Genomic DNA, 21,794 nt, shown 5'->3' on the forward strand with positions numbered 1-21,794 from the left:
ATGCCAATAATAAGCAACCACAGGCTTTTTGATAAACTCATGTTACGCTTAATGTACAAGCTTATTGAAACGTAGGATGCTGCTAAGGGACGATGCGCATCAAGCTAATATTTTTAATGCTTTTAATTGAACTCAGGAACATTAAAAATTCAACATTAATCATTTAGCATTAACCCACCACTAGTGTTAACATTATAAAACATTATTCTCACGACTTTTTTAGGATTATTTCAAGATCATATGGAAGCATTATTTCGTCTGTTTGCAGATATTTGTCGATTTAAAAAAGGCCCGCAAGATGTGCCCGCAGCTAATAATTTATTACTATTATTATTGGCAGCAAACTTTGTTCTGGAAGTGTTTTTGGGTCTGAGTATTTATGCTTTTTTGCCTGCGGTTATTCTCTCCAGTTTATCGGTTGTTGTGTTATTTGCCTTTAGTTGGTTTTGGCTGATGATGTTCAAATTGAAGTCTCGGTTTTTACAATTAGCGACGACTTTTATGGGTGTCAGTTTGTTCACTAATGTTCTGTTATTTCTCCCAATTCTGTTTTTATGGAAATCAGGTGTTATCTCTGATGATAGTTATGGTCTTTTGAATCTGGTTTTGATTTTTTGGGTATTGTCTATCTATGCCCACCTCTATAAGTATGCATTAAATGTATCTTTCTTTTTGGGTTTTGCTTTAGCAATCACTTATTTTATTACCTTTAATACTTTGTCGATTAATTTATTAGGAGTTTAATAATATGCATGTGCATATTCTTGGTATCTGTGGCACGTTCATGGGCGGGATGGCCTTATTGGCAATCGCTGAAGGTCATAAAGTAACGGGACAGGATGCTAATGTTTATCCTCCAATGAGCACACAGTTGGAAGAGCAGGGTATTGATTTGATCCAAGGTTTTGAACCGGATGTGATTAAGCGTCTTGAACCTGATGTTGTGGTAATTGGCAATGCTTTGTCCAGAGGTAATCCTGCTGTTGAATATGTATTGGAACAGAACATTACTTACACTTCAGGGGCACAATGGTTAGCTGAAAATATTTTACAACAACGTTGGGTGCTTGCTGTTGCCGGGACTCACGGCAAGACAACAACCAGCAGTATGTTGGCATGGATACTTGAAGATGCGGGTTTAAATCCCGGTTTCTTGATTGGTGGGGTGCCTGAAAATTTTGGTGTTTCAGCAAGAAGTGGTGATTTGCCTTTTTTTGTCGTTGAGGCTGATGAATATGATACGGCTTTTTTTGATAAGCGCTCAAAGTTTGTCCATTACCATCCTCGTACGGTGATATTGAATAATCTTGAATTTGATCATGCAGATATATTTGAGGATTTAGGAGCGATAAAAAAACAATTCCATCATTTGATTCGAACTGTACCGGGTAATGGTTTATTAATTTATCCGGAAAATGATTCAGCGCTAGAAGATGTGTTGGATATGGGGTGTTGGAGTGAAAAGGAAGCTTTGCTTGATGAGCAAGGTGATAAGGCATGGTCGTTTGAATTGCTTGCTAATGAACAGGGCGGTCAAAGTGATGGCTCTGAGTTTGAGGTTTTTTGGAATAAGCAATCTCAGGGGATTGTTCGTTGGAATTTGTCAGGCTTGCACAATGTGAGTAACGCTATAGTCGCCATTGCGGCGGCACGTCATGCAGGCGTACCTGTTAAATATGCGCTTGAAGCGCTGGCAAGTTTTAAAAATGTTAAACGGCGTATGGAAATTCGGGGAGAGGTAAGTCAGGTTACGGTTTATGATGATTTTGCACATCACCCCACAGCAATTGCTACCACAATTGATGGTTTGCGTCGTAAAGTGGGTGAGCAGCAACGTATTATTGCTATCCTTGAACCTCGTTCTAATACCATGAAAATGCAGGTACATAACGAAACGCTACCAGCTTCTTTAGATCAGGCTGATGTGGTTTTTGTATATTTTGCCGATGATTCGCAGACAAAATTTGCTGATATGCTTGAATTATTAGGTGAAAGAGGCCATGGTTATACTGATATGGATAAAATGTTGCAGGATATTCTGACTGAAGCAAAGGCGACTGATCATTTGTTGGTGATGAGTAATGGTGGTTTTGGTGGGATTCATGAAAAATTATTAGATGGTCTACAGTCTTAATCAGGTGATGTTAAATGGTTTCTTTAAATGACTGAGCGAGTGGTCACATTGGCAGTAACGGGTGCCTCTGGTTCTCCCTATTTTATTCAATTGTTACGTAATTTGTTAGCTGCTCAGGTCAGTGTCAATTTATTGTTGTCTAGTGCGGCTAAAGTGGTGATTAAGACGGAATTAGGCTTGCAGGTACCGGAAAATGATGCTGATTTACCGGCTTTTTTTGTCGATTATTTTTCTGATGTGATTGAAAACAGCGATGTATCATCAAATTTGCGACCACAGCTCAATGTTTATGGTAAAACTGACTGGATGTCACCGGTAGCCAGTGGCTCAAACCCCGCTCGAACAATGATAGTTTGTCCTTGTTCTATGGGCACTTTGTCTGCTATTGCTCATGGTGCCAGTAATAATCTGATTGAACGTGCTGCTGATGTGATCCTAAAAGAACGACGACAATTAATTTTAGTGACCAGGGAAATGCCCTTGTCATCAATTCATCTTGAGAATATGCTAAAACTGAGTCAAATGGGTGTGACGATTATGCCTGCTTCTCCGGGCTTTTATCAACAACCTGAAACAATTGCCGATCTGGTTAATTTTGTTGTGGGCAGAATATTGGATCATTTAGATATAAAACAAAATCTAATTCCCCGTTGGGGCGATTAATTTTCTCTGAATAAACTGAGCTAAAACTATGAACGATATGCGTACTAAGGATGATGGTGCTTTAGTGATAAAGGCGTTACCTCTGTTTCCATTGAAATCTATGCTCTTACCAGAAGGTGCATTAGCCTTAAAGGTTTTTGAGTCTCGCTATCTTGATATGCTCACTCAATGTGAGAAAAAAGAGGGTGGTTTTGGTATTTGTTTGATAAAAGAGGGTAGCGAAGTGGGGCGTGCCCCAGATATTTATAGCGTGGGTACCTTGGTGCAAATTACGTTTTGGGAATACCGCAAAGACGGTTTATTGGGCATTTCTGTGAAAGGTGAGCAGAAATTCAAGGTGTTAAGCCAACAGGTTCAGAAAAATGAACTCATTGTGGCAGAAGTAGAGCTGATAAATAAAGAATCTGAAGTTGTTTTGCCGGAGCAGTACTTACCTATGGTGAATGTACTCAAGAAAATATTTGCTGCATTACAACATCCGTATATAACGCTGACAAAAAAATATAATGATGCCTCATGGGTGGGTTCGAGGCTAAGTGAGTTGTTGCCCTTATCAATGGAAAAAAAACAGCAATTGCTTGAATTGAATGAACCCATGGTTCGACTTTCTCTGCTTTATGATGAAATGCTTAATCTGGGAATGCTGTCTGAGTGATGCCCAGTAATAAAATGATAATAATGAGCAATGCTAAATAAGTGAATCGTTGCTTTTTTTTACATTGCAATTCTTTTATGAAAAATAGTGCAATGATGGCACTACTGCCGATCAATAGTAGACTCCAAAAATCAATTTGTAAGTGTTGTTTATAGTCATGGTAAATATCGTTGGCAAAATAGCCTGGTAGAATATAAATGGGCGCCCATAAAAGTGCAGAGCAGATATTCACCAGAAAAAATAAACGCCCAGACATACCAAGACTTCCAGCTATTGCCGGAATCACTGCTCTAATCGGGCCGATAAAGCGCCCCAGTACAACACTATAAATACCATATTGATGAAAAAATTCTTCACCCTTGGCAAATTCGCTTTGATGTTTTTGGTAGAGCCGCGTTTTTTTTAACGGTGCTTGAAAGTAAACACCAATCCAAAAACTCAAGTTATCACCAATGACGGCCCCGGCAAAAGCCCAAAATAATGTGGGCCATAAATCCAGATGCCCAGAGGCAATCAATCCACCAATGGCAATGAGGGCAATTGAGCCGGGAAAAAAAAAGCCAATAAGTAAGAAGGTTTCTAAAAAGGCGATTAAGAACACAATCAAACCAGTATATTGGCTTTGTTTTATCAGCTCAGAAAAATCAATTGAATATAAAAACTCCATTATTAGCTCATGTTATTTTTTTATGCCAATACCCTTGTGTAGTAGCCACAAGGAGATTGATGTGAGAAGCGCAATAAAAGCGATGATAATCAATAGTGCAATGGGAAGGCTGGCATCGGATACACCTAGCATTCCCATGCGAAAAGCATTCACCATATAGAGTACAGGATTGATTAGGGATATGTTTTGCCAAATCTCAGGCAGCATCTCAATGGAATAAAATACCCCGCCCAGATAGGTCAGAGGTGTTAAAACAAAGGTGGGCACTATAGAAATATCATCGAAACTATTGGCGAAGATGGCATTAATTAAACCGGCTAGTGAAAAAAGAATTGATGTTAAGAGTGCTACGATAAAGGTAATGAGATAACTATCGATTGATATACGAGTGAAAAATAATGATACTAGGGTTACGATCACGCCGACAATCAAGCCTCTTGCGACCCCCCCGGAAATGAATCCAGCAATAATGGTGATATTTGATATGGGTGACACAAGTAACTCTTCAATGTGGTGATGAAACTTTGTGCCATAAAAGGAAGACACGACATTGGCATAAGAATTACTGATAATAGACATGATGATTAAACCGGGCACGATATAATCCATATAGCTATAACCATTGATATCATTTAATTGTGAGCCAATGAGTTGGCCAAAGATAATAAAATAAAGTCCCATAGTAATAGCGGGTGGTAGCAGTGTTTGCAACCAAATGCGTGAAAAACGTAAAATTTCCTTAATGAGAATCGTTTTGTAAGCCGTCAGATTTTCTTTTAAATACATTGCTTAAGTGCCCATTGTGTCGGATTGTATGTCAGTTGCTGTGTTAGCTTTATTGGTCTGTTTTTCTTTTTTTCCAACTAATTGTAAAAATAATTGTTCTAAACGATTACTTTTATTGCGCATGCTGAGTACTTCGATATTATTTTTATTCAACAAACTAAAGAGTAAATTAACACCTTCACTTTTCTTTATCTCGACTTCCAGGGTCATGCTGTCTTTGAGGTGAGTGGAGTAATCACCCAAAATCGGTGCTTTATCAATGGCATTTTTTAAGCTTAAAATTAGACACTCACTGGCAGATTCTGATAAGAGTTCAGACATCGCACAGTTCTTGATGATTTTTCCCTGATCAATAATTGCGATATTTTTGCATAAATATTCGGCTTCTTCCAAGTAATGCGTGGTTAGAATGATGGTCGTACCCTGGGCATTGAGGCCTTGTAAAAAATCCCACATTGTGCGGCGTATTTCAATATCGACACCGGCAGTTGGTTCATCAAGAATTAAAATTTGCGGATTATGCATTAAGGCTCGGGCTATCATTAAACGTCGTTTCATGCCGCCAGAAAGCTCTCGTGCCATGGCTTTACGTTTATCCCATAGGTCTAGTTGTTTTAAGTGTTTTTCAGCACGTTTGAATGCCTCGGGACGATTTACTCCATAATATCCAGCATGATTGACCAGAATTTCTTCTACGGGTTCAAAGACATTAAAATTAAATTCCTGCGGTACGACACCCAGGTATTGCTTGGCATTGTGTGGGGACTGAGTTAAGTCATTGCCCTGTATTTTTACCCATCCGGAAGTTTTGTTTATCAATGAGCAAATAATACCAATGACGGTTGATTTCCCAGCACCATTAGGCCCCAGCAGAGCAAAAAAGTCGCCCTGCTTGATTTGCAGGTTAATACCTTTTAATGCCTCAAAACCGTTGCTATATGTTTTTCTTAGATTGGTTATTTCTAGTGCATTCATTTTTTGTCTTTGGGTTATTATTAGTGATCGATCTATCTAAAATGAGGTTGGACTGGTATTTTTTCAAGCTAAGTTATTAAGCAAAAATCAGGCCTTAGTCATAATTTTAAAAAATAAATCGTTATTCTAGGATTGTAACTCATTACTTTCTTGCTAATTAGCTATTTATTAACTATTTTTAATTCATACTATACCCGTGATTTAATAAGCCCGTTTTTTCTCATGATTAAGGCAAAGAAGTTCAAATAATGACTTCAATTGAACAAACCCCGAAGAAACTTTTATTTTTAAGCCTGAAATGGAAAGTGGTGTTAGGGATTAGTCTCGTCTTAATTATTGTTAATTTTGCAGTCACTATGGTGACTTATAAGCAAATTCTCTTACAATTTGACCAGAATCGTATTCAAACCCAGCAAACTTATGAAAGAGAGTTTGAAGGTTTAGTTAAAAATAGCTTTGATAGGATGAGACAATTGTCCTATCTGATTCCGTTATTAAAAATCACTACAAATGTGCCAAGCAAATCGTTCCAGTATCAATTACAAGAAATTATCAAAGAACATATTTCTCTATTACAAATTGAATATGGGCTGAACAGTCTTTACTATTTTCAAGAAACGGAACAGGCGCTAGTGACTTGGAATGGTGTCCAATTATCAGATGCTGTGAAAAAAATTCTGATGTGTCAACACTTTTCCGGACAGTTTTCTAAATATTTTTTTGGCTGTTTCAAGTGATTTTTGTCATTTTGTATTTCCTATCATTTTAGTTTCTCATGTTAACTTTAAACAGATGAAGAGAAAGGGCTTTGCCCTCTGGAACGATAGAGCCGTTCCATTCACCCAAGGTATTTTCACAACGGTAATGATCCTGTTACAATATCTTCACGGCACAGGCTGAGGAGCCGATGGCCGTCAACGGTAATGGGCGGCATTTATGTCGCCTTTTACCCCTCTTCAATCAATCGATTTAAGCTATTTCCTGCTGTATTTCATAATCGACTGGTGACAAATAATCATTAGCCGAATGAAGTCGCTCCCGATTATAAAATACCTCAATATATTCAAATATTGCCTGCTTTGCTTCTACTCTGGTTTTGAATCGACAATGTGCGTCAATTCAGTTTTCAAACTATGAAAGAAGCTCTCTGATACAGCATTGTCCCAGCAATTTCCTTTGCGGCTCATAGACTGAATTATGTTATGATCCGACAATATTTTTCTATGACTATCAGATGCATATTGGCTACCTCGGTCAGTATGCCAAAGCAATCCATCCATTGGTTTACGCTTCCATATGGCCATCAGTAAAGCATCATTGACTAGCTTGGCTTTCATTCGCTCATCCATCGACCAGCCAACAATTTGCCTAGAGAATAAGTCAATGACAACCGCTAAATATAACCAGCCTTCCTTGGTGGCAATATAGGTAATATCACCCACATAGTAGCGATCAGGTTGAGAGACAGTAAACTCTCTTTCCAGTAAATTTGGAGATATACGCTTATTATGCTTGGAATTAGTCGTCGCTTTAAAGCGTCTCTTCGTTTTACAAAACAAACCGGCTTTTTTCATTAATCGACCAATTCTCCGGCGGCTTATATGAACGCCTTTTTCAGCCAGTTTTCTTTTTAAGACGACGGGTTCCATAAGTCTTGCGACTGTCTTCAAACAGTTTTTTTAGCTGCTCAGTAAGCGCTTCATTTTCTTTCTCTCTATCCGTTTTAGGAGAGCTAACCCAATCATAATAGCAACTACGGGAAACATCCATAAAACGGCACAGAATCGTTACCGGGTAATCTTTAGCCTGATCAGTTATCCATGCGTACTTCACAAAGTTTCCCTTGCAAAGTACGCTGTGGCCTTTTTAATAAATCACGCTCCTGAATCACTTTTGCCAATTCTTTTTTCAGACGTTTTACTTCATCATAAATGTGTTCATCACTTCTATTGGCTACCGTCTTCACCGGTTTGGAATATTTACTGATCCAGGTATGTAGAGTATTTACATTAACACCTAGCTCCCTGGCAGTCTGAGAAAACGGGTTGATCCGTCTCATTAGCTAATTTGACAGCTGATTCTTTAAATTCTGATGTATAGCTTTTATTCGGTTTTTTTGTTTGATCATTCATTTTAGGTCACACTTTTTATCTTTTAGTTGTTTTAAGTTGTGTGTCCGGTTAAGTATAGCCACATTAATTTGCCAGTATTTCTGATGCGGATATTGGCCTAGTTTCGCATATAAAAGACTTTAATAAAGCGGTGGATGAATCCATTATTCTAAAAAATGGAGTGCAATGCTGCTAGCGGTGAGTCATGCAGAACAGCAGAGTGTATTGATGGAAAATTTTTCCCAACAATACAGTCTAACTCAGTCAATTAATCATTCGCTACAAATTACTTGGCTTAATAAAACCTATGAGGTGCAATTATTTCCACTCAATGATATGGGAAGCAAAGAAAACACCATGACTTTGGTGATCAGTGATATTACCCAAGAATTAGAAGCAATTGATATCATGACTTTAAAAACATTTAATACGGGCTTATTAGGCTTATTGATATCAGAGATATTATTGTTTGCTATTTTGTGGCTGCCTATGCGAAAAATACTCACACATAGTGAAAGTACTGCCCTTATTTGCTAAAAGTTCTTATGCAGATATTCGAACACAATTAAACTTTAAACATAATAAATTATTGTTTGATGATGAGATAGGCGTGCTATCCAGTTCAGTGATTGATTTATCTGAGCAATTGGAGGGCTTGCAAACGCAAGTTGAGCAAAAACACAGGGGCTGGTATTACGTTCTAATGAGTTGGCAAAAGAGAAGGAGTTTATTTCAGGCCTATTGGAAACAACTCAGGCTATTATTCTTACTCAGGACAAAGATGGAAAAATAAAAAGGCTTAATTCTAAAGGTATGATTCTAATTGCCTATGAATCAGATGATATTATTGATACTTCTTTTGATGATATCCTGGTTAAGAATGACTTAAAACGTGAGGTTGTTGAAAAACTCAATGAAATTCGTTGTGGTGAACGTGCTCATTTTCATCATGAAGCTGAAATATATAGCCCTAAAGCTTCCCGTTGCAGTGTGTCATGGTATCACTCATTACTTTCTATTTATGGTGATGACGGAACGGTTATGTTGTCAGTTGGACTGGATATCACTGAGCGTAAAGTGGCACAGGAGCAGTTGGAATGGATTGCAGATCATGACCCCTTAACCGGATTGGTCAATCGCCGTCGTTTTCAAATAGATATGGAACGTATATTATCTATTACTTGTCAATATGAAAAAAGTGGTGCTTTATTGTATTTCGATGTCGATCATTTTAAATATTTGAATGATAGTCAAGGGCATCAAGCCGGCGATAAAATGCTCAAGCTTATTTCTGAGAGGCTTGAATCGATTATTAAACGACCTGACTTAATTGCTCGTTTAGGGGTGATGAGTTTGCAATTGTCATTGAAGATGCGGATGAGGCTGTGGCAATAAATGTTGCCCAAAGAATTATTGATAATGTACGTTCTATAGAGACCGGTATCTTAGGAGGGACGCATAAGATTTCAGTGAGTATAGGTATTGTTATTTTCCCGGATGAAGGCTTCAATATTCCAGATCTAATGGCTAATGCCGATTTGGCTATGTATCAGGCAAAAGATAAAAAACGTGGGAGTTACCACATTTTTTCTTCTAGTGATAAAGGTCGTGAGCATGCTAATCAATTGATGCAAAGAAAAGAGCGTATCGAGCGAGCCATTGCAGAAGATCGCTTTACACTCTATTTTCAACCTATTTTGAATATAAAAACAGGTGAAATAAAACGTTACGAAACATTGATTCGGATGTTGGAAAAAGATGGTACAGTACAAGCCCCTGACTTTTTTATTCCAGAAGCAGAGCAATTGGGCATTATTGATGAAATTGATCAATTAGTGATGAGGAAAGCCATAAAAGCATTGGGTGGTTTCGTTGAGGAAGGTCTGGATATTAGTTCTTGATTACCCAATTCAGTTTCAAGAAGGTTATAGTTTATTTGAGCTTTTTAATGATTATGGCACTGACAAACAGTGCCGACAAGCCTTATTTAAATGGAAATTTCCTGATGGATTTGTTTGCCCAGAGTGTGGCAATAAGACTTATTGCACTCTAGAACATCGCCATCTTTATCAGTGCCACCATTGTCATCATCAGACATCAGCAACCTGTGGGACAATATTTGATAGTACCAAACTGCCTTTATCTAAGTGGTTTTTAGCGATTCATCTTATGACTCAATTGAAGACAGCGGTTTCAGCATTAGAATTAAAGAGACAGCTTAAAGGTAAGCTACAATACAGCCTGGAGTATGAAACAAAAGATCATGCAGGTTATGAAAGAACGTGATGACAGTAAACCTTTATCAGGCATCATTCAAATTGATGATGCCTACTGGGGGGTGGTGAGCACAGAGGCGGCTCCAGAGGTCGTGGTTCAGAAAATAAAACACCGTTCGTTGCAGCCGTTTCTACTAATGAAGATGGACACCCGATTGCAATGAATTTAAATGTGCTTAAAGGGTTTAAATCCAGTGAAATAAAACGATGGGCACAAACTCATTTAACACCTGGAAGTACTGTTTACTCAGATGGGTTAAATTGTTTTCCTGCGGTTAAAGAAGCTGACTGTAAGCATGTTCCAATCGTCACGGGTGGTGGTGCGGCAAGTGTTGATAAAATTGAGTTTATCTGGGTTAACACTATGATATCAAGTATTAGTTTGTCAGTGAATTTATCAGGCAAAGCAATGGACAATCCTGAAATTTCAGTGCTAATACGGTCATTACTAAAAGAGCATGATGTAGAACCATCACGACTTATTATTGAAGTGACTGAGACGGCAGCGGTGTCAGACATTGTTGGTGCAGAGCGCTTAATGTATGAAATTAAAGATTTGGGCTGTCATTTTGCCCTGGATGATTTTGGGGTAGGTTTTTCCTCTTTTTTCTATTTAAAACAATTGCCTGTTGATTATGTGAAATTGGATGGAATGTTTATTCGTCAATTGCCTTATAGCGATGAAGATCAGGTTTTTGTAAAAGCGCTTAATGAAATGGCACACGGTTTAGGCAAGCAGACAGTTGCTGAGTTTGTTGAGAGTCAGGATATTTTAGATATGCTGGTCAAATATGATGTGGATTATGCACAAGGGTATTTTATTGGTAAGCCACTGCCAGATATTTTGAGGCAAAATGAAGAAGCTTAGCCAAGAAACTTAAACCTAAAATAATCAGTTGAATCGTAGCGAGAGCGACTTAGGTGCTGAAGATTAAGGGTTTTACAGGTTATTTTGGCTTTATTCGTAGTCACCCTACGGGTGAAGTCAAAATATTCTGGAAAATCCTTAAGATTCAGTGCATAAGGCGGTCGCAGTAGGTTCAACTGATTTTTTTAGGTTAAAATAATCATGAAATGAGAACATGAAAGTGAGCTTATTTCTTAGGAATCTCAATCACTGGATTCTTCTCGTTGCGGCGATAAAAAATACCAATATGACCTATTGCTTGCACCAAAATACTATCAGTTTGACGTACGATAGAATCAATCATCGACTTTTTATCATCCCGATCATCAGCATTGACACGTACTTTAATTAATTCATGATCATCCAGAGCATAATTAATTTCATTAACGACATTATCCGTTAAACCTGCAGCACCAATAAGCACAACTGGCTTCATTGAATGGGCTTCTGCACGTAGAAAACGGATTTGTTTATTATTAAGTGACGCTGGTTTCGACATAGGATTGACTGACCTGATAGACTTTAAGGAATAAAAGCCTAATTATAACGTGTACCAAGCAGGGTTTCACGGTAAAATACATATTTAATCAGAATATATCTATAGTACTTGGAAATTTTATGGGTATAGAATTTATGGTGTTAAACAATGGCACGTAGTAAAAGTAGTTCAGAATGGTTGCAAGAACATTTTAAAGATCAGTATGTGCTAAAGTCACAGAAAGATGGCTATCGCTCTCGGGCTGCCTATAAATTATTACAAATTCAGGAAAAAGATAAACTGATCAAACAGGGCATGAACATCGTCGATCTGGGTTCAGCCCCAGGCGGTTGGTCACAAGTGGCTCGCCAGTTTGTTGGCAGCAAGGGCAAGGTGGTAGCACTGGATATCTTACCGATGGATCAACTGGCACAAGTGGAGTTTATTCAGGGTGATTTTCAGGAAGACTCAGTGCTGGAAGAATTGCTTAAGGTGTTAAATAATCAGCCTGTAGATCTTGTTATTTCGGATATGGCACCCAATGTAACAGGTGTAAAGGCAGTGGATCAGCCCAAAAGTATGTACTTGTTAGAATTAGCAATTGACTTGGCCGATCAGGTGTTAAAGCCTCAGGGCTCACTTCTGATGAAAGTCTTCCAGGGTGAAGGTTTTCAACCTCTATTAGCCGAATTACGCAAGCGCTACCAAAAAGTAATCACCCGCAAGCCTGATGCCTCTCGTTCTCGCTCGTCGGAGTTATACTTGTTGGCTAAAGGCTTTAAAGGTTAATGTGCTAGATTTAACCGAGTTTTCAATGCTTTATTTTGAACAACAAACAAAATAAAGTGTCTGACTCGATGAGATTTGCTAATATAACGGCATAACTATATTTATAACTGCAAAACTATTCTATAACCGCATAATAAAATTGTGCAAATAACACGAAAATGTTGGAGTATTCGTTTTGAACGAAATGACAAAAAATATCTTATTATGGGTGGTGATTGGAATCATCCTCATGTCTGTTTTCAGTAACTTCACCCCGACTACCGGGCCTAAAGAAATGAGCTATTCTGATTTTATCCAGAATGTTGAGCGTGGCTCCGTTAGTGAGGTTAAGATTGAAGGCCGTGTTATTTCCGGCAATACACTGGATGGCAAACATTTTACTACCTATAGCCCTGAAACAGATAATCGTGCCTTGATTGGTGTGTTATTAGACAATACGGTAAAAATTGTCGGTGAACCACCTAAGCAGCAAAGCTTATTGGTGCAATTATTCATTTCCTCTTTCCCAATTCTACTCATCGTTGGTATCTGGGTATATTTCATGCGCCAGATGCAAGGTGGTGGCGGTGGCCGTGGGGCAATGTCATTTGGCAAAAGTAAGGCCAAGTTATTAGGCGAAGACCAAATCAAAGTTAACTTCGCTGATGTTGCAGGTTGTGATGAAGCCAAAGAAGACGTGTCGGAACTGGTTGATTTCTTAAAAGACCCCGCAAAGTTCACTAAGTTAGGTGGTAAATTACCTCGTGGTGTCTTGATGGTAGGTAGTCCAGGTACAGGTAAAACATTATTAGCCAAAGCCATCGCTGGTGAAGCTAAAGTGCCTTTCTTTACTATCTCTGGTTCAGATTTCGTTGAAATGTTTGTTGGTGTAGGTGCATCGCGTGTTCGTGATATGTTTGAGCAAGCTAAAAAACATGCGCCTTGTATTATCTTCATCGATGAAATCGATGCTGTTGGTCGTCATCGTGGTGCTGGTTTAGGCGGTGGTCATGATGAAAGAGAGCAAACGCTCAATCAACTATTAGTCGAAATGGATGGTTTTGAAGGTAATGAAGGCGTCATCGTTATTGCTGCAACCAACCGTCCTGATGTACTGGATCCGGCTTTATTACGTCCCGGTCGTTTTGACCGTCAAGTCGTTGTACCGCTGCCTGACATCCGAGGCCGTGAGCGCATTCTTAAAGTGCATCTGCGTAAAGTACCTATTGATGACAATGTGCAACCAAAATACATTGCCCGTGGTACACCGGGATTTTCCGGTGCCGATTTAGCCAACTTGGTGAATGAAGCAGCCTTATTTGCTGCCAAAGAAGATGCTCGTACCGTGACAATGGGGCACCTGGAACAAGCTAAAGATAAAATCATGATGGGCTCAGAACGTAAGTCCATGGTGATGAAAGACAAAGAAAAGAAAATGACGGCCTATCACGAATCTGGTCATGCGATTGTGGGCTTATTAGTGCCGTCACATGATCCTGTTTATAAGGTGAGCATTATCCCTCGTGGCAGAGCCTTGGGTGTGACGATGTTTCTACCCGAAGAAGATCGCTATAGTCTGAGCAAAGAGCAGCTGAATAGTCAAATTTCCAGCTTGTTTGGTGGTCGTGTAGCAGAAGAATTGATCTATGGTAGTGACATGGTAACCACTGGTGCCAGTAATGATATTGAACGTGCAACGGAGCTAGCGCGTAATATGGTCACGAAATGGGGCTTGTCTGCTAAGCTGGGGCCTTTATCCTATTCTGAAGAAGAAGGTGAAATATTTCTAGGGCGTTCGGTGACTCAGCATAAAAATGTGTCAGATGAAACCGCTCATATTATTGATGAAGAAATTCGTAGTGTGATTGATGAAAACTATCAGCGCACAGAGAAAATTCTAAAAGATAATATGGATAAATTACATATGATGACCGATGCCTTAATGAAATATGAAACCATCGATCGTCATCAGATCGATGACATTATGGCAGGTAAAGAGCCTCGTGAGCCAAAAGGCTGGACTGATGTTGATTATGACGACAAAGATGGTGGTTCTAGTGCTAGCAGTGATGTAAAAGAATCGAGCACAGAGGAAAAAGTGGCAAAAAGCTCAGATGACTCTGATAAATCTATTGGCGGTACCGCTGATCAACACTAACGCCTAACCAACAGGGTGAGCTTTGCTCACCCGATAAACCTCAAGGATAGACCTATCTTCAATGCTACCTGTTAGCTTGCAATCTATTAAAATAAAGTGCGCCAATAAATCACTTTCTCTCGAAAGCCCTATTGTTATGGGGATCCTCAATGTCACTCCCGATTCTTTTTCCGATGGCGGCTTGTTCACCAATACTGATTCCGCGCTGTGTCAGGCAGAACAAATGTGTATTGATGGTGCGCAGGTCATTGATATTGGTGGTGAATCCACACGTCCCGGTGCAAGTCCGGTGTCCATATCAGAAGAGCTGGATCGTGTTATTCCGATCATTGAAAAAATACATCAGACTTTGGACGTGGTTATTTCCATTGATAGTTGCAAAGCAGAAGTGATGACTTCAGCAGCGAAAGCAGGCGCCGGTCTAATCAATGATGTGATGGCTTTGCAGGCTGAGGGCGCTCTTAAGGCAGCACAAGAAACGGGGCTGCCAGTATGTCTAATGCACATGCAGGGTGAGCCTAGAGTGATGCAGCAGAACCCACAATACGCTGACGTTGTGCATGAGGTAAAAGACTTTCTTATGAGGCGAGTTGAGCAATGTTTACAGCAGGGATTTACTAAAAATCAGCTTATCATTGATCCAGGATTTGGATTTGGCAAAACATTAGCGCATAATATCAAACTATTTAAAGCCCTTGAGCAATTTACCACGCTTGAAGTGCCAGTGCTTGTCGGTGCTTCGCGTAAAAGCATGATTGGACAAATTACGGGTAAAGAAACCGCGCAACGCTTATCCGGTAGTCTTGCACTAGCAACGTTGGCGGTGACTAAAGGCGCTGCTATCATTCGAGTACATGATGTTGCAGAAACGGTCGATGCCATCAAAGTTGCTTTGGCATTGAGTGAGTAGCTGGTTATTTAATATATACCCGTGATAAACAATTTAGAAACAAATACAGAAAAGAATAATGAAGAAAAAATTTTTTGGTACAGATGGGATTCGAGGCAAAGTAGGCGAGTACCCAATGACAGCTGAGTTTGTGATGAAACTGGGTTGGGCGGCGGGTCGAGTACTGGCCAAACAAGGCAAAGGCAAGGCGGTTATTGGTAAAGATACCCGTATCTCTGGCTATATGTATGAATCAGCATTAGAAGCAGGATTATCGGCAGCAGGCATAGACTGCCTGTTAACCGGCCCGATGCCCACACCGGGTATTGCTTATTTGACTCGGACGATGAATGCCCAATTGGGTATTGTTATTAGTGCTTCACACAATCCATATTATGATAATGGCATTAAATTTTTCTCAGCGGATGGCACTAAATTATCTGATGAGATTGAGCATGCCATTGAAGCTGAGATAGAAAATGAAATGCAGACAGTCGAGTCTGCACAATTGGGTAAGGCGCGGCGCATCAGAGATGCTGCTGGTCGCTATATTGAATACTGCAAAGGCACGACTTCATATTCTATGGAACTTAATGATTTAAGAATCGTTGTTGATACTGCTCATGGTGCGGCTTATCACATCGCACCCAGCGTGTTTGGTGAATTAGGTGCAGAAGTGATTGCTATTGGCAATGAACCCGATGGAGTCAATATCAATGAAAAAGTGGGTTCGACCTACCCTGAAGCCTTACAACAATCGGTATTACAACATCGTGCTGACTTAGGTATTGCCTTAGACGGTGATGCCGATCGTTTGATGATGGTGGATCATCTGGGTGAAATCATTGATGGTGATGAATTACTGTTTATTATGGCCATAGCGAAGAAAAAAGAATTAGGCCATAGCGATTTTGGCGTGGTTGGTACACTGATGAGCAACCTCGGTATGGAAGTCGCGCTGAAAAGAGAAGGGTTAGGATTTATTTGTGCTGATGTGGGTGATCGCTATGTCATGGAAGCATTGAAAGAACATAATTGGACGCTGGGCGGCGAATCCTCTGGACATCTTATTTGCTTAGATCAATCAACCACGGGTGATGGCATTGTTGCCGCGTTAAAAGTATTAGCATCGATTGCCGATAGCAATAAAACCTTGCATGAACTAAAAAAAGGCATGGATAAATATCCCCAAAAGCTGATCAATGTGCGGATCAAAGAAAAACTGGATCCCTTTAGTTCGGCTGAAGTGACCAAGGCGGTGAGTGAGGCAGAGGCACGTCTGGCGGATAAAGGCAGAGTATTATTACGTGCCTCAGGTACAGAACCACTGATTCGTGTCATGATCGAGGGTTCTGATGCACAACAGGTGATGAGCGAAGCCAATGCACTGGCTAAAGTCGTAGAAATGGCCTTTGCTTAGGCAAGAGTAGCAATATTTTATTAATAATGAAGCAAAATGATCATTATCTGCCCCATAGAATTGATTTTTTGGGTCAGTAAAGGTATCATTTCGCGCTGAATAAAAATTAGGAATGATGATGCGTACACCATTAGTAGCAGGCAATTGGAAAATGAATGGCTCCAGAGAGAGCGTAAAAGAATTAATCAATGGCGTGGTTGAAGGAGCAAAATCCCTAAACGGCGTAGAGGTGGCAGTTTGCCCTCCCTTTATCTATATCGCAGATGTGACCGCAGTGGCGGGTGGAACCAATGTTTCTGTTGGCTCACAAGATGTTTGTACCGAACTTAAGGGTGCATTCACTGGCGAAACATCCATCGACATGATTAAAGACTTTGGCTGTCAATATGCTATTGTTGGTCACTCCGAGCGTCGCACTTTATACGGTGAAACAGATGACGTAGTGGCAGAAAAATTTGCTGTGGTTAAAAATTCCGGCATTATTCCAATTTTCTGTATTGGTGAAACACTGGAAGAACGTGAAGGTGGCATTACCGAAGAAGTGTGTGCGCGTCAAATCGATGCCGTATTTAGCTCTCAGGGTGATGATGCCTTTGCCGATTCAGTGATTGCTTATGAGCCTGTTTGGGCTATTGGTACCGGCAAAACAGCTTCACCTGAGCAAGCACAGTCAGTCCATGCCTTTATTCGTCAGCATATTGCTAAGCGTAATGCGGTTATTGCAGAAAAAGTTCAAATTCTATACGGTGGCAGCATGAATCCTGCTAATGCCAAAGAGTTGATTGGACAAACAGATATTGATGGCGGCCTGATTGGTGGTGCATCATTGAAAACAGAAGACTTTCTGGCTGTTTGCCAGGCTGGTCAATAGTTACAAATAAATTCTATTTAAAATACTCTTAACACTTGAAGAGATAACTGGTAAAAAATTATGGAAGCAGTACTACTGGCCGTTCACATTGTCATCGCAGTGACACTCATTGGTTTAATCCTTATTCAACAAGGTAAGGGTGCCGATGCCGGTGCAGCTTTTGGTGGCGGAGGAGGCGGTGGTGCTTCTTCAACGGTTTTTGGTAGTCAGGGGTCAGGTAACTTCCTGACCAAGACAACGGCCATATTGGCGACAGCATTTTTTATTACCAGCTTGTTTCTGTCTTATTTGTCAGGACAGGTGTCTGCACAAAAAGCAGAAGCCATTGAAGTGTTAAACAGAGTAGAACAAATTCAATCTGAAGATAAGCCAGCCTTACCGGTCAATAGTAATGCGCCAGCTGAAACAACAGATAAGCCTACCTTGCCTACAGAGTAATCGAAGCAAGCGTAAACAATATTAGCCGATGTGGTGAAATTGGTAGACACGCTACCTTGAGGGGGTAGTAGCGAGAGCTGTGCCGGTTCGACTCCGGCCATCGGCACCAATTTAGTTGTGTATACCCATGACCATGTATTAAGAATGGTCATTAACTAAGATATAAAAAAAGCCGAATTTAAGAGTGCTTTTCATTGCAGTTAATTATGCTTTAAGGTATCTTTAGTCCTCTTGTGTTAGAGCAAAAGCCCTAACTAAAACAGAATTAATATTAGTGTCTGGGATACATTACCCGGATTAAGTAAGGAGCGCTAATATGCTTGAAAACTATCTTCCCGTATTGATTTTTATGGGAGTAGGTCTCCTAGTAGGAATCGGGATGACAGCAATGGGTTTAATGCTATCCCCGCATCGCCCCGATCGTGAAAAAAACTCCCCCTATGAATGTGGCTTTGAAGCATTTGAAGATGCGCGTTTGAAGTTTGATGTTCGTTATTATCTCGTTGCCATTCTATTTATAATCTTTGATTTAGAAATCGCTTTCCTATTCCCATGGGCTGTAGCCTTAGATAGTATCGGTACGTTTGGATTAGTTGCGATGGCAATATTTTTAGGGCTGTTAGTTGTTGGTTTTATCTACGAGTGGAAAAAAGGTGCGCTTGAATGGGAATAGAGGGTGTTTTAGAAGAAGGTATTATCACCACCAGCGCTGATAAACTCATTAACTGGGCAAGAACCGGTTCCATGTGGCCAATGACCTTTGGTCTGGCCTGTTGTGCCGTTGAAATGATGCAAGCAGGTGCTTCGCGTTATGATCTTGACCGCTTTGGTATCGTTTTTCGCCCCAGTCCGAGGCAATCAGATGTGATGATTGTGGCGGGTACGCTGGTGAATAAAATGGCACCGGCCTTAAGAAAAGTATATGATCAAATGGCAGAACCTCGTTGGGTCATTTCCATGGGCTCATGCGCTAATGGTGGTGGTTATTATCACTATTCTTATGCTGTTGTTCGAGGCTGTGACCGAGTTGTACCGGTTGATATTTATGTGCCGGGCTGTCCACCTACAGCTGAAGCGCTGATATATGGCATTATTCAACTGCAAAACAAAATCAAACGCACGAATACGATTGCAAGATAAGAGAACCCATTGAATGTCGCAATATTACTCTGAACTAGCTGACAAAGTGACTGCCACACTGGCAGAAATCGAAACGGTAGAAACCACCGTTGCACATGGCGAGTTGACGATTGAAGTAAGCAAAGAAAGTCTCATTCAGATTTGTCAGATACTTCGAGATGATGAGGCGCTGGGCTTTGATACCATTATTGATGTTTGTGGTATTGATTATAGCGGCTATGCTGTGGCAAAAGATGGTGTGACCAATGCTAATGATACTAAGAGTAAACACTCTAAACAGTGCAAAACACGCTATGCCTCGGTTTATCACCTATTATCTGTGAGCAATAATCACCGTATTCGTGTTAGAACTTGGTTGGACGATGATTTCCCTATAGTTGACTCCGTTGTTCCTCTTTGGAGCGGTGCTAACTGGTTTGAACGTGAAGCATTTGATCTGCTCGGTATTTTGTACTCAGGACATCCTGATTTACGCCGTATTCTGACTGATTATGGCTTTATTGGCCATCCACTGCGTAAAGATTTTCCCGTGGTTGGCCAGGTGGAAATGCGCTACGATGCAAACAAGCAACGGGTGATCTATGAACCCGTCACTATGGAAGAGCGAGTGAACATCCCGCGAATTATTCGTGATGACAATCGCTATGAAGAACGTATGCAAGCCAATAGAAGCAGTGAGCAAAAAGAGGAAAGTGCTTAATGTCTGAAATTCAAAACTATACCCTCAATTTTGGTCCACAGCATCCTGCCGCGCATGGTGTACTGCGTTTGGTTTTAGAGCTGGATGGCGAAGTGATTCAACGAGCTGATCCCCATGTTGGCTTATTACACCGTGGTACAGAAAAATTAGCAGAAAGTCGTATCTATAACCAGAGCATTGGTTATATGGATCGTTTAGATTACGTCTCCATGATGTGTAATGAACATGCTTATTGTATGACGATTGAAAAATTACTGGAAATCGAAGTGCCAGAACGGGCACAATATATCCGCGTGATGTTTGATGAAGTGACACGTATTTTAAATCACTTGATGTGGTTGGGTACACACGCCTTAGATGTTGGCGCGATGACCATGTTCCTATATTGCTTCCGTGAACGTGAAGATCTAATGGATGCCTACGAAGCGGTATCCGGCACAAGAATGCATGCCAGCTATTATCGTCCAGGTGGCGTTTATCGTGACCTGCCTGATAGCATGCCACAATATGAAGCCTCACAATGGCATTCGCAAGCAGAAGTTGATGAGCAAAATACCAATCGTCAGGGCTCATTGCTGGATTTCTTAAAAGATTTTACCGAGCGTTTTGACGGCTATGTTGATGAATATGAAACTCTGCTGACCAATAATCGTATTTGGAAACAAAGAACGGTTGATATTGGTGTCGTTACTGCGGATGAAGCAAAAAATCTCGGTTTTACTGGCCCCATGCTACGTGGCTCAGGCATTGCCTGGGATTTGCGTAAAATGGAACCTTATGAAGTGTATGACAAATTAGACTTTGATATTCCCGTGGGTACTAATGGTGATTGCTATGATCGTTATTTGGTGCGTGTGGAAGAAATGCGTCAGTCAAATAAAATCATCAGCCAATGTATTGAATGGCTTAAAGTTAATCCCGGCCCAGTCGTTCATGATGATCACAAGGTCACCATTCCAGATCGTATGGACATGAAAAACGATATGGAAGGCCTGATTCACCACTTCAAACATTTCACTGAAGGTTATTGTGTGCCAGAAGGTGAAGCCTATAGTTCCATAGAACACCCCAAGGGTGAATTTGGTACTTATATTGTTTCAGATGGGGCTAACAAACCTTATCGCTTGAAAATCAGAGCGCCGGGTTTTGCCCATCTTGGCGCAATTAACTTTTTAACCGAGGGCCATATGTTGGCTGATGTGGTGACAGTTATCGGTACTTTAGATATTGTTTTCGGGGAGATCGACAGATAATGTCCCAAGCGAAGAACGAACTTATTAACGCAACATCACGCGCAGAAATTGACTTATGGCTGGCCAAGTTCCCGTCTGATCAAAAACAATCTGCCGTGATGACTGCACTGAGAATGGTGCAAGAACAAAATGGTGGTTGGTTGACCACTGAGTTAATGGATGCGGTGGCAGACTATCTGGATATGGATAAAATTCATGTCTATGAAGTCGCGACCTTTTACTCCATGTTTGAACACAAACCAGTTGGCAAGCATAAAGTCTGTGTTTGCACCAATATCTCCTGCATGATCTGTGGCTCAGGTGAAATTGTTGAACATCTGGAAGACAAATTAAATATCAAATTGGGTGAAACCACAGCAGATAATCTCATCACCCTTAAAGAAGTTGAATGTTTAGGCGCTTGTTCTGGCGCACCGATGTTACAAATTGGTGAAGACTATTACGAAAACCTGGACATTGAAAAAATTGACAAAATTCTAGACGGTCTGAAGTAAGCGGAGCATTG

22 protein-coding genes, 1 tRNA gene and 3 pseudogenes are annotated in these 21,794 nt (G+C 40.4%); 21 read left to right on the top strand and 5 right to left on the bottom strand.

The window, feature by feature from the left end; all coding sequences use genetic code 11:
• The first annotated feature begins 240 nt into the window (after positions 1-240).
• From JEU79_RS22010 to JEU79_RS22025, 4 genes are read left to right on the top strand one after another with little or no spacing between them, the layout of a single operon-like run.
• The gene (locus JEU79_RS22010; protein ID WP_198266128.1) at positions 241-744 is read left to right on the top strand and encodes a hypothetical protein; all 504 of its coding nucleotides are present in this window, start codon (positions 241-243) and stop codon (positions 742-744) included.
• Between the two features lie 4 nt (positions 745-748).
• The gene (mpl, locus tag JEU79_RS22015; protein WP_198266129.1) at positions 749-2,134 is read left to right on the top strand and encodes a UDP-N-acetylmuramate:L-alanyl-gamma-D-glutamyl-meso-diaminopimelate ligase; all 1,386 of its coding nucleotides are present in this window, start codon (positions 749-751) and stop codon (positions 2,132-2,134) included.
• A gap of 27 nt (positions 2,135-2,161) precedes the next feature.
• The gene (locus JEU79_RS22020; protein ID WP_198266130.1) at positions 2,162-2,797 is read left to right on the top strand and encodes a flavin prenyltransferase UbiX; all 636 of its coding nucleotides are present in this window, start codon (positions 2,162-2,164) and stop codon (positions 2,795-2,797) included.
• A gap of 28 nt (positions 2,798-2,825) precedes the next feature.
• Positions 2,826-3,452: an LON peptidase substrate-binding domain-containing protein gene (locus tag JEU79_RS22025; protein ID WP_198266131.1), complete on the top strand. Its 627-nt coding sequence runs from the start codon at positions 2,826-2,828 to the stop codon at positions 3,450-3,452.
• Here the strand turns inward: JEU79_RS22025 and JEU79_RS22030 are convergent.
• The 3 genes from JEU79_RS22030 to JEU79_RS22040 are packed head-to-tail and all read right to left on the bottom strand — an operon-like array spanning position 3,427 to position 5,880.
• Positions 3,427-4,119 carry a DedA family protein gene (locus JEU79_RS22030; RefSeq protein WP_198266132.1) on the bottom strand — a complete coding sequence of 231 codons (693 nt, stop codon included), beginning with the start codon at positions 4,117-4,119 and terminating at the stop codon, positions 3,427-3,429. The two genes, JEU79_RS22025 and JEU79_RS22030, sit on opposite strands and share 26 nt — an antisense overlap.
• Positions 4,120-4,131: 12 nt before the next feature.
• Positions 4,132-4,905, bottom strand: coding sequence for an ABC transporter permease (locus tag JEU79_RS22035; protein ID WP_198266133.1), 774 nt, complete (start codon positions 4,903-4,905; stop codon positions 4,132-4,134).
• Positions 4,906-4,908: 3 nt separating this feature from the next.
• Positions 4,909-5,880: an ABC transporter ATP-binding protein gene (locus JEU79_RS22040; RefSeq protein ID WP_198266134.1), complete on the bottom strand. Its 972-nt coding sequence runs from the start codon at positions 5,878-5,880 to the stop codon at positions 4,909-4,911.
• A 248-nt stretch (positions 5,881-6,128) separates the two neighbouring features.
• Here JEU79_RS22040 and JEU79_RS22045 point away from each other — a divergent pair, with 248 nt between their 5' ends.
• The gene (locus JEU79_RS22045; protein ID WP_198266135.1) at positions 6,129-6,617 is read left to right on the top strand and encodes a hypothetical protein; all 489 of its coding nucleotides are present in this window, start codon (positions 6,129-6,131) and stop codon (positions 6,615-6,617) included.
• Positions 6,618-6,849: 232 nt separating this feature from the next.
• On the opposite strand, the pseudogene JEU79_RS29010 reads toward JEU79_RS22045, so the two are convergent.
• A pseudogene (locus JEU79_RS29010) lies at positions 6,850-8,012 on the bottom strand (IS3 family transposase).
• A gap of 165 nt (positions 8,013-8,177) precedes the next feature.
• Between JEU79_RS29010 and JEU79_RS22070 the strand changes: the two are divergent.
• From JEU79_RS22070 to JEU79_RS27830, 4 genes and pseudogenes are all read left to right on the top strand, one after another.
• Positions 8,178-8,528, top strand: a complete 351-nt coding sequence (locus tag JEU79_RS22070) for a hypothetical protein (RefSeq protein WP_198266139.1) — start codon at positions 8,178-8,180, stop codon at positions 8,526-8,528.
• Positions 8,529-8,699: 171 nt separating this feature from the next.
• Positions 8,700-9,514, top strand: a pseudogene (locus JEU79_RS22075) (sensor domain-containing diguanylate cyclase); the annotation flags it as partial.
• Between the two features lie 105 nt (positions 9,515-9,619).
• On the top strand, positions 9,620-9,892 hold the full coding sequence (locus tag JEU79_RS27065) for an EAL domain-containing protein (protein WP_246540693.1): 273 nt from the start codon (positions 9,620-9,622) through the stop codon (positions 9,890-9,892).
• Positions 9,893-9,899: 7 nt separating this feature from the next.
• A pseudogene (locus JEU79_RS27830) lies at positions 9,900-11,135 on the top strand (IS1595 family transposase).
• A 226-nt stretch (positions 11,136-11,361) separates the two neighbouring features.
• On the opposite strand, the gene yhbY reads toward JEU79_RS27830, so the two are convergent.
• Complete coding sequence (gene yhbY / locus JEU79_RS22095; RefSeq protein ID WP_198266143.1) at positions 11,362-11,673, bottom strand: ribosome assembly RNA-binding protein YhbY; 312 nt, start codon at positions 11,671-11,673, stop codon at positions 11,362-11,364.
• 147 nt (positions 11,674-11,820) lie between these two features.
• Here yhbY and rlmE point away from each other — a divergent pair, with 147 nt between their 5' ends.
• From rlmE to nuoE, 12 genes are all read left to right on the top strand, one after another.
• On the top strand, positions 11,821-12,441 hold the full coding sequence (gene rlmE, locus JEU79_RS22100) for a 23S rRNA (uridine(2552)-2'-O)-methyltransferase RlmE (RefSeq protein WP_198266144.1): 621 nt from the start codon (positions 11,821-11,823) through the stop codon (positions 12,439-12,441).
• A gap of 175 nt (positions 12,442-12,616) precedes the next feature.
• Positions 12,617-14,578, top strand: a complete 1,962-nt coding sequence (gene ftsH / locus JEU79_RS22105) for an ATP-dependent zinc metalloprotease FtsH (protein WP_198266145.1) — start codon at positions 12,617-12,619, stop codon at positions 14,576-14,578.
• A gap of 136 nt (positions 14,579-14,714) precedes the next feature.
• Positions 14,715-15,488 (top strand): dihydropteroate synthase, encoded by a 774-nt coding sequence (gene folP, locus JEU79_RS22110; RefSeq protein ID WP_246540668.1) that lies wholly within the window; start codon positions 14,715-14,717, stop codon positions 15,486-15,488.
• A 58-nt stretch (positions 15,489-15,546) separates the two neighbouring features.
• On the top strand, positions 15,547-16,887 hold the full coding sequence (gene glmM / locus JEU79_RS22115) for a phosphoglucosamine mutase (RefSeq protein WP_198266147.1): 1,341 nt from the start codon (positions 15,547-15,549) through the stop codon (positions 16,885-16,887).
• A 118-nt stretch (positions 16,888-17,005) separates the two neighbouring features.
• Entirely contained in the window at positions 17,006-17,758 is a 753-nt protein-coding gene (gene tpiA / locus JEU79_RS22120; RefSeq protein WP_198266148.1) for a triose-phosphate isomerase, read from the top strand.
• Positions 17,759-17,818: 60 nt separating this feature from the next.
• On the top strand, positions 17,819-18,196 hold the full coding sequence (gene secG, locus JEU79_RS22125; protein WP_198266149.1) for a preprotein translocase subunit SecG: 378 nt from the start codon (positions 17,819-17,821) through the stop codon (positions 18,194-18,196).
• A 24-nt stretch (positions 18,197-18,220) separates the two neighbouring features.
• A tRNA-Leu gene (locus JEU79_RS22130) sits at positions 18,221-18,305 on the top strand.
• 207 nt (positions 18,306-18,512) lie between these two features.
• Positions 18,513-18,869, top strand: a complete 357-nt coding sequence (locus JEU79_RS22135) for an NADH-quinone oxidoreductase subunit A (protein WP_198266150.1) — start codon at positions 18,513-18,515, stop codon at positions 18,867-18,869.
• Positions 18,860-19,336 carry a NuoB/complex I 20 kDa subunit family protein gene (locus JEU79_RS22140; RefSeq protein ID WP_198266151.1) on the top strand — a complete coding sequence of 159 codons (477 nt, stop codon included), beginning with the start codon at positions 18,860-18,862 and terminating at the stop codon, positions 19,334-19,336. The genes JEU79_RS22135 and JEU79_RS22140 overlap by 10 nt, the downstream gene beginning before the upstream one ends.
• A gap of 13 nt (positions 19,337-19,349) precedes the next feature.
• A complete protein-coding gene (locus JEU79_RS22145; RefSeq protein ID WP_198266152.1) occupies positions 19,350-20,036 on the top strand; it encodes an NADH-quinone oxidoreductase subunit C in 687 nt (228 codons plus the stop codon).
• On the top strand, positions 20,036-21,289 hold the full coding sequence (locus JEU79_RS22150; RefSeq protein WP_198266153.1) for an NADH-quinone oxidoreductase subunit D: 1,254 nt from the start codon (positions 20,036-20,038) through the stop codon (positions 21,287-21,289). The genes JEU79_RS22145 and JEU79_RS22150 overlap by 1 nt, the downstream gene beginning before the upstream one ends.
• The gene (gene nuoE, locus JEU79_RS22155; RefSeq protein ID WP_198266154.1) at positions 21,289-21,783 is read left to right on the top strand and encodes an NADH-quinone oxidoreductase subunit NuoE; all 495 of its coding nucleotides are present in this window, start codon (positions 21,289-21,291) and stop codon (positions 21,781-21,783) included. The genes JEU79_RS22150 and nuoE overlap by 1 nt, the downstream gene beginning before the upstream one ends.
• The last annotated feature ends 11 nt before the right edge of the window (positions 21,784-21,794 follow it).

This window comes from sulfur-oxidizing endosymbiont of Gigantopelta aegis, from assembly GCF_016097415.1.
Lineage (GTDB): Bacteria > Pseudomonadota > Gammaproteobacteria > GRL18 > GRL18 > GRL18.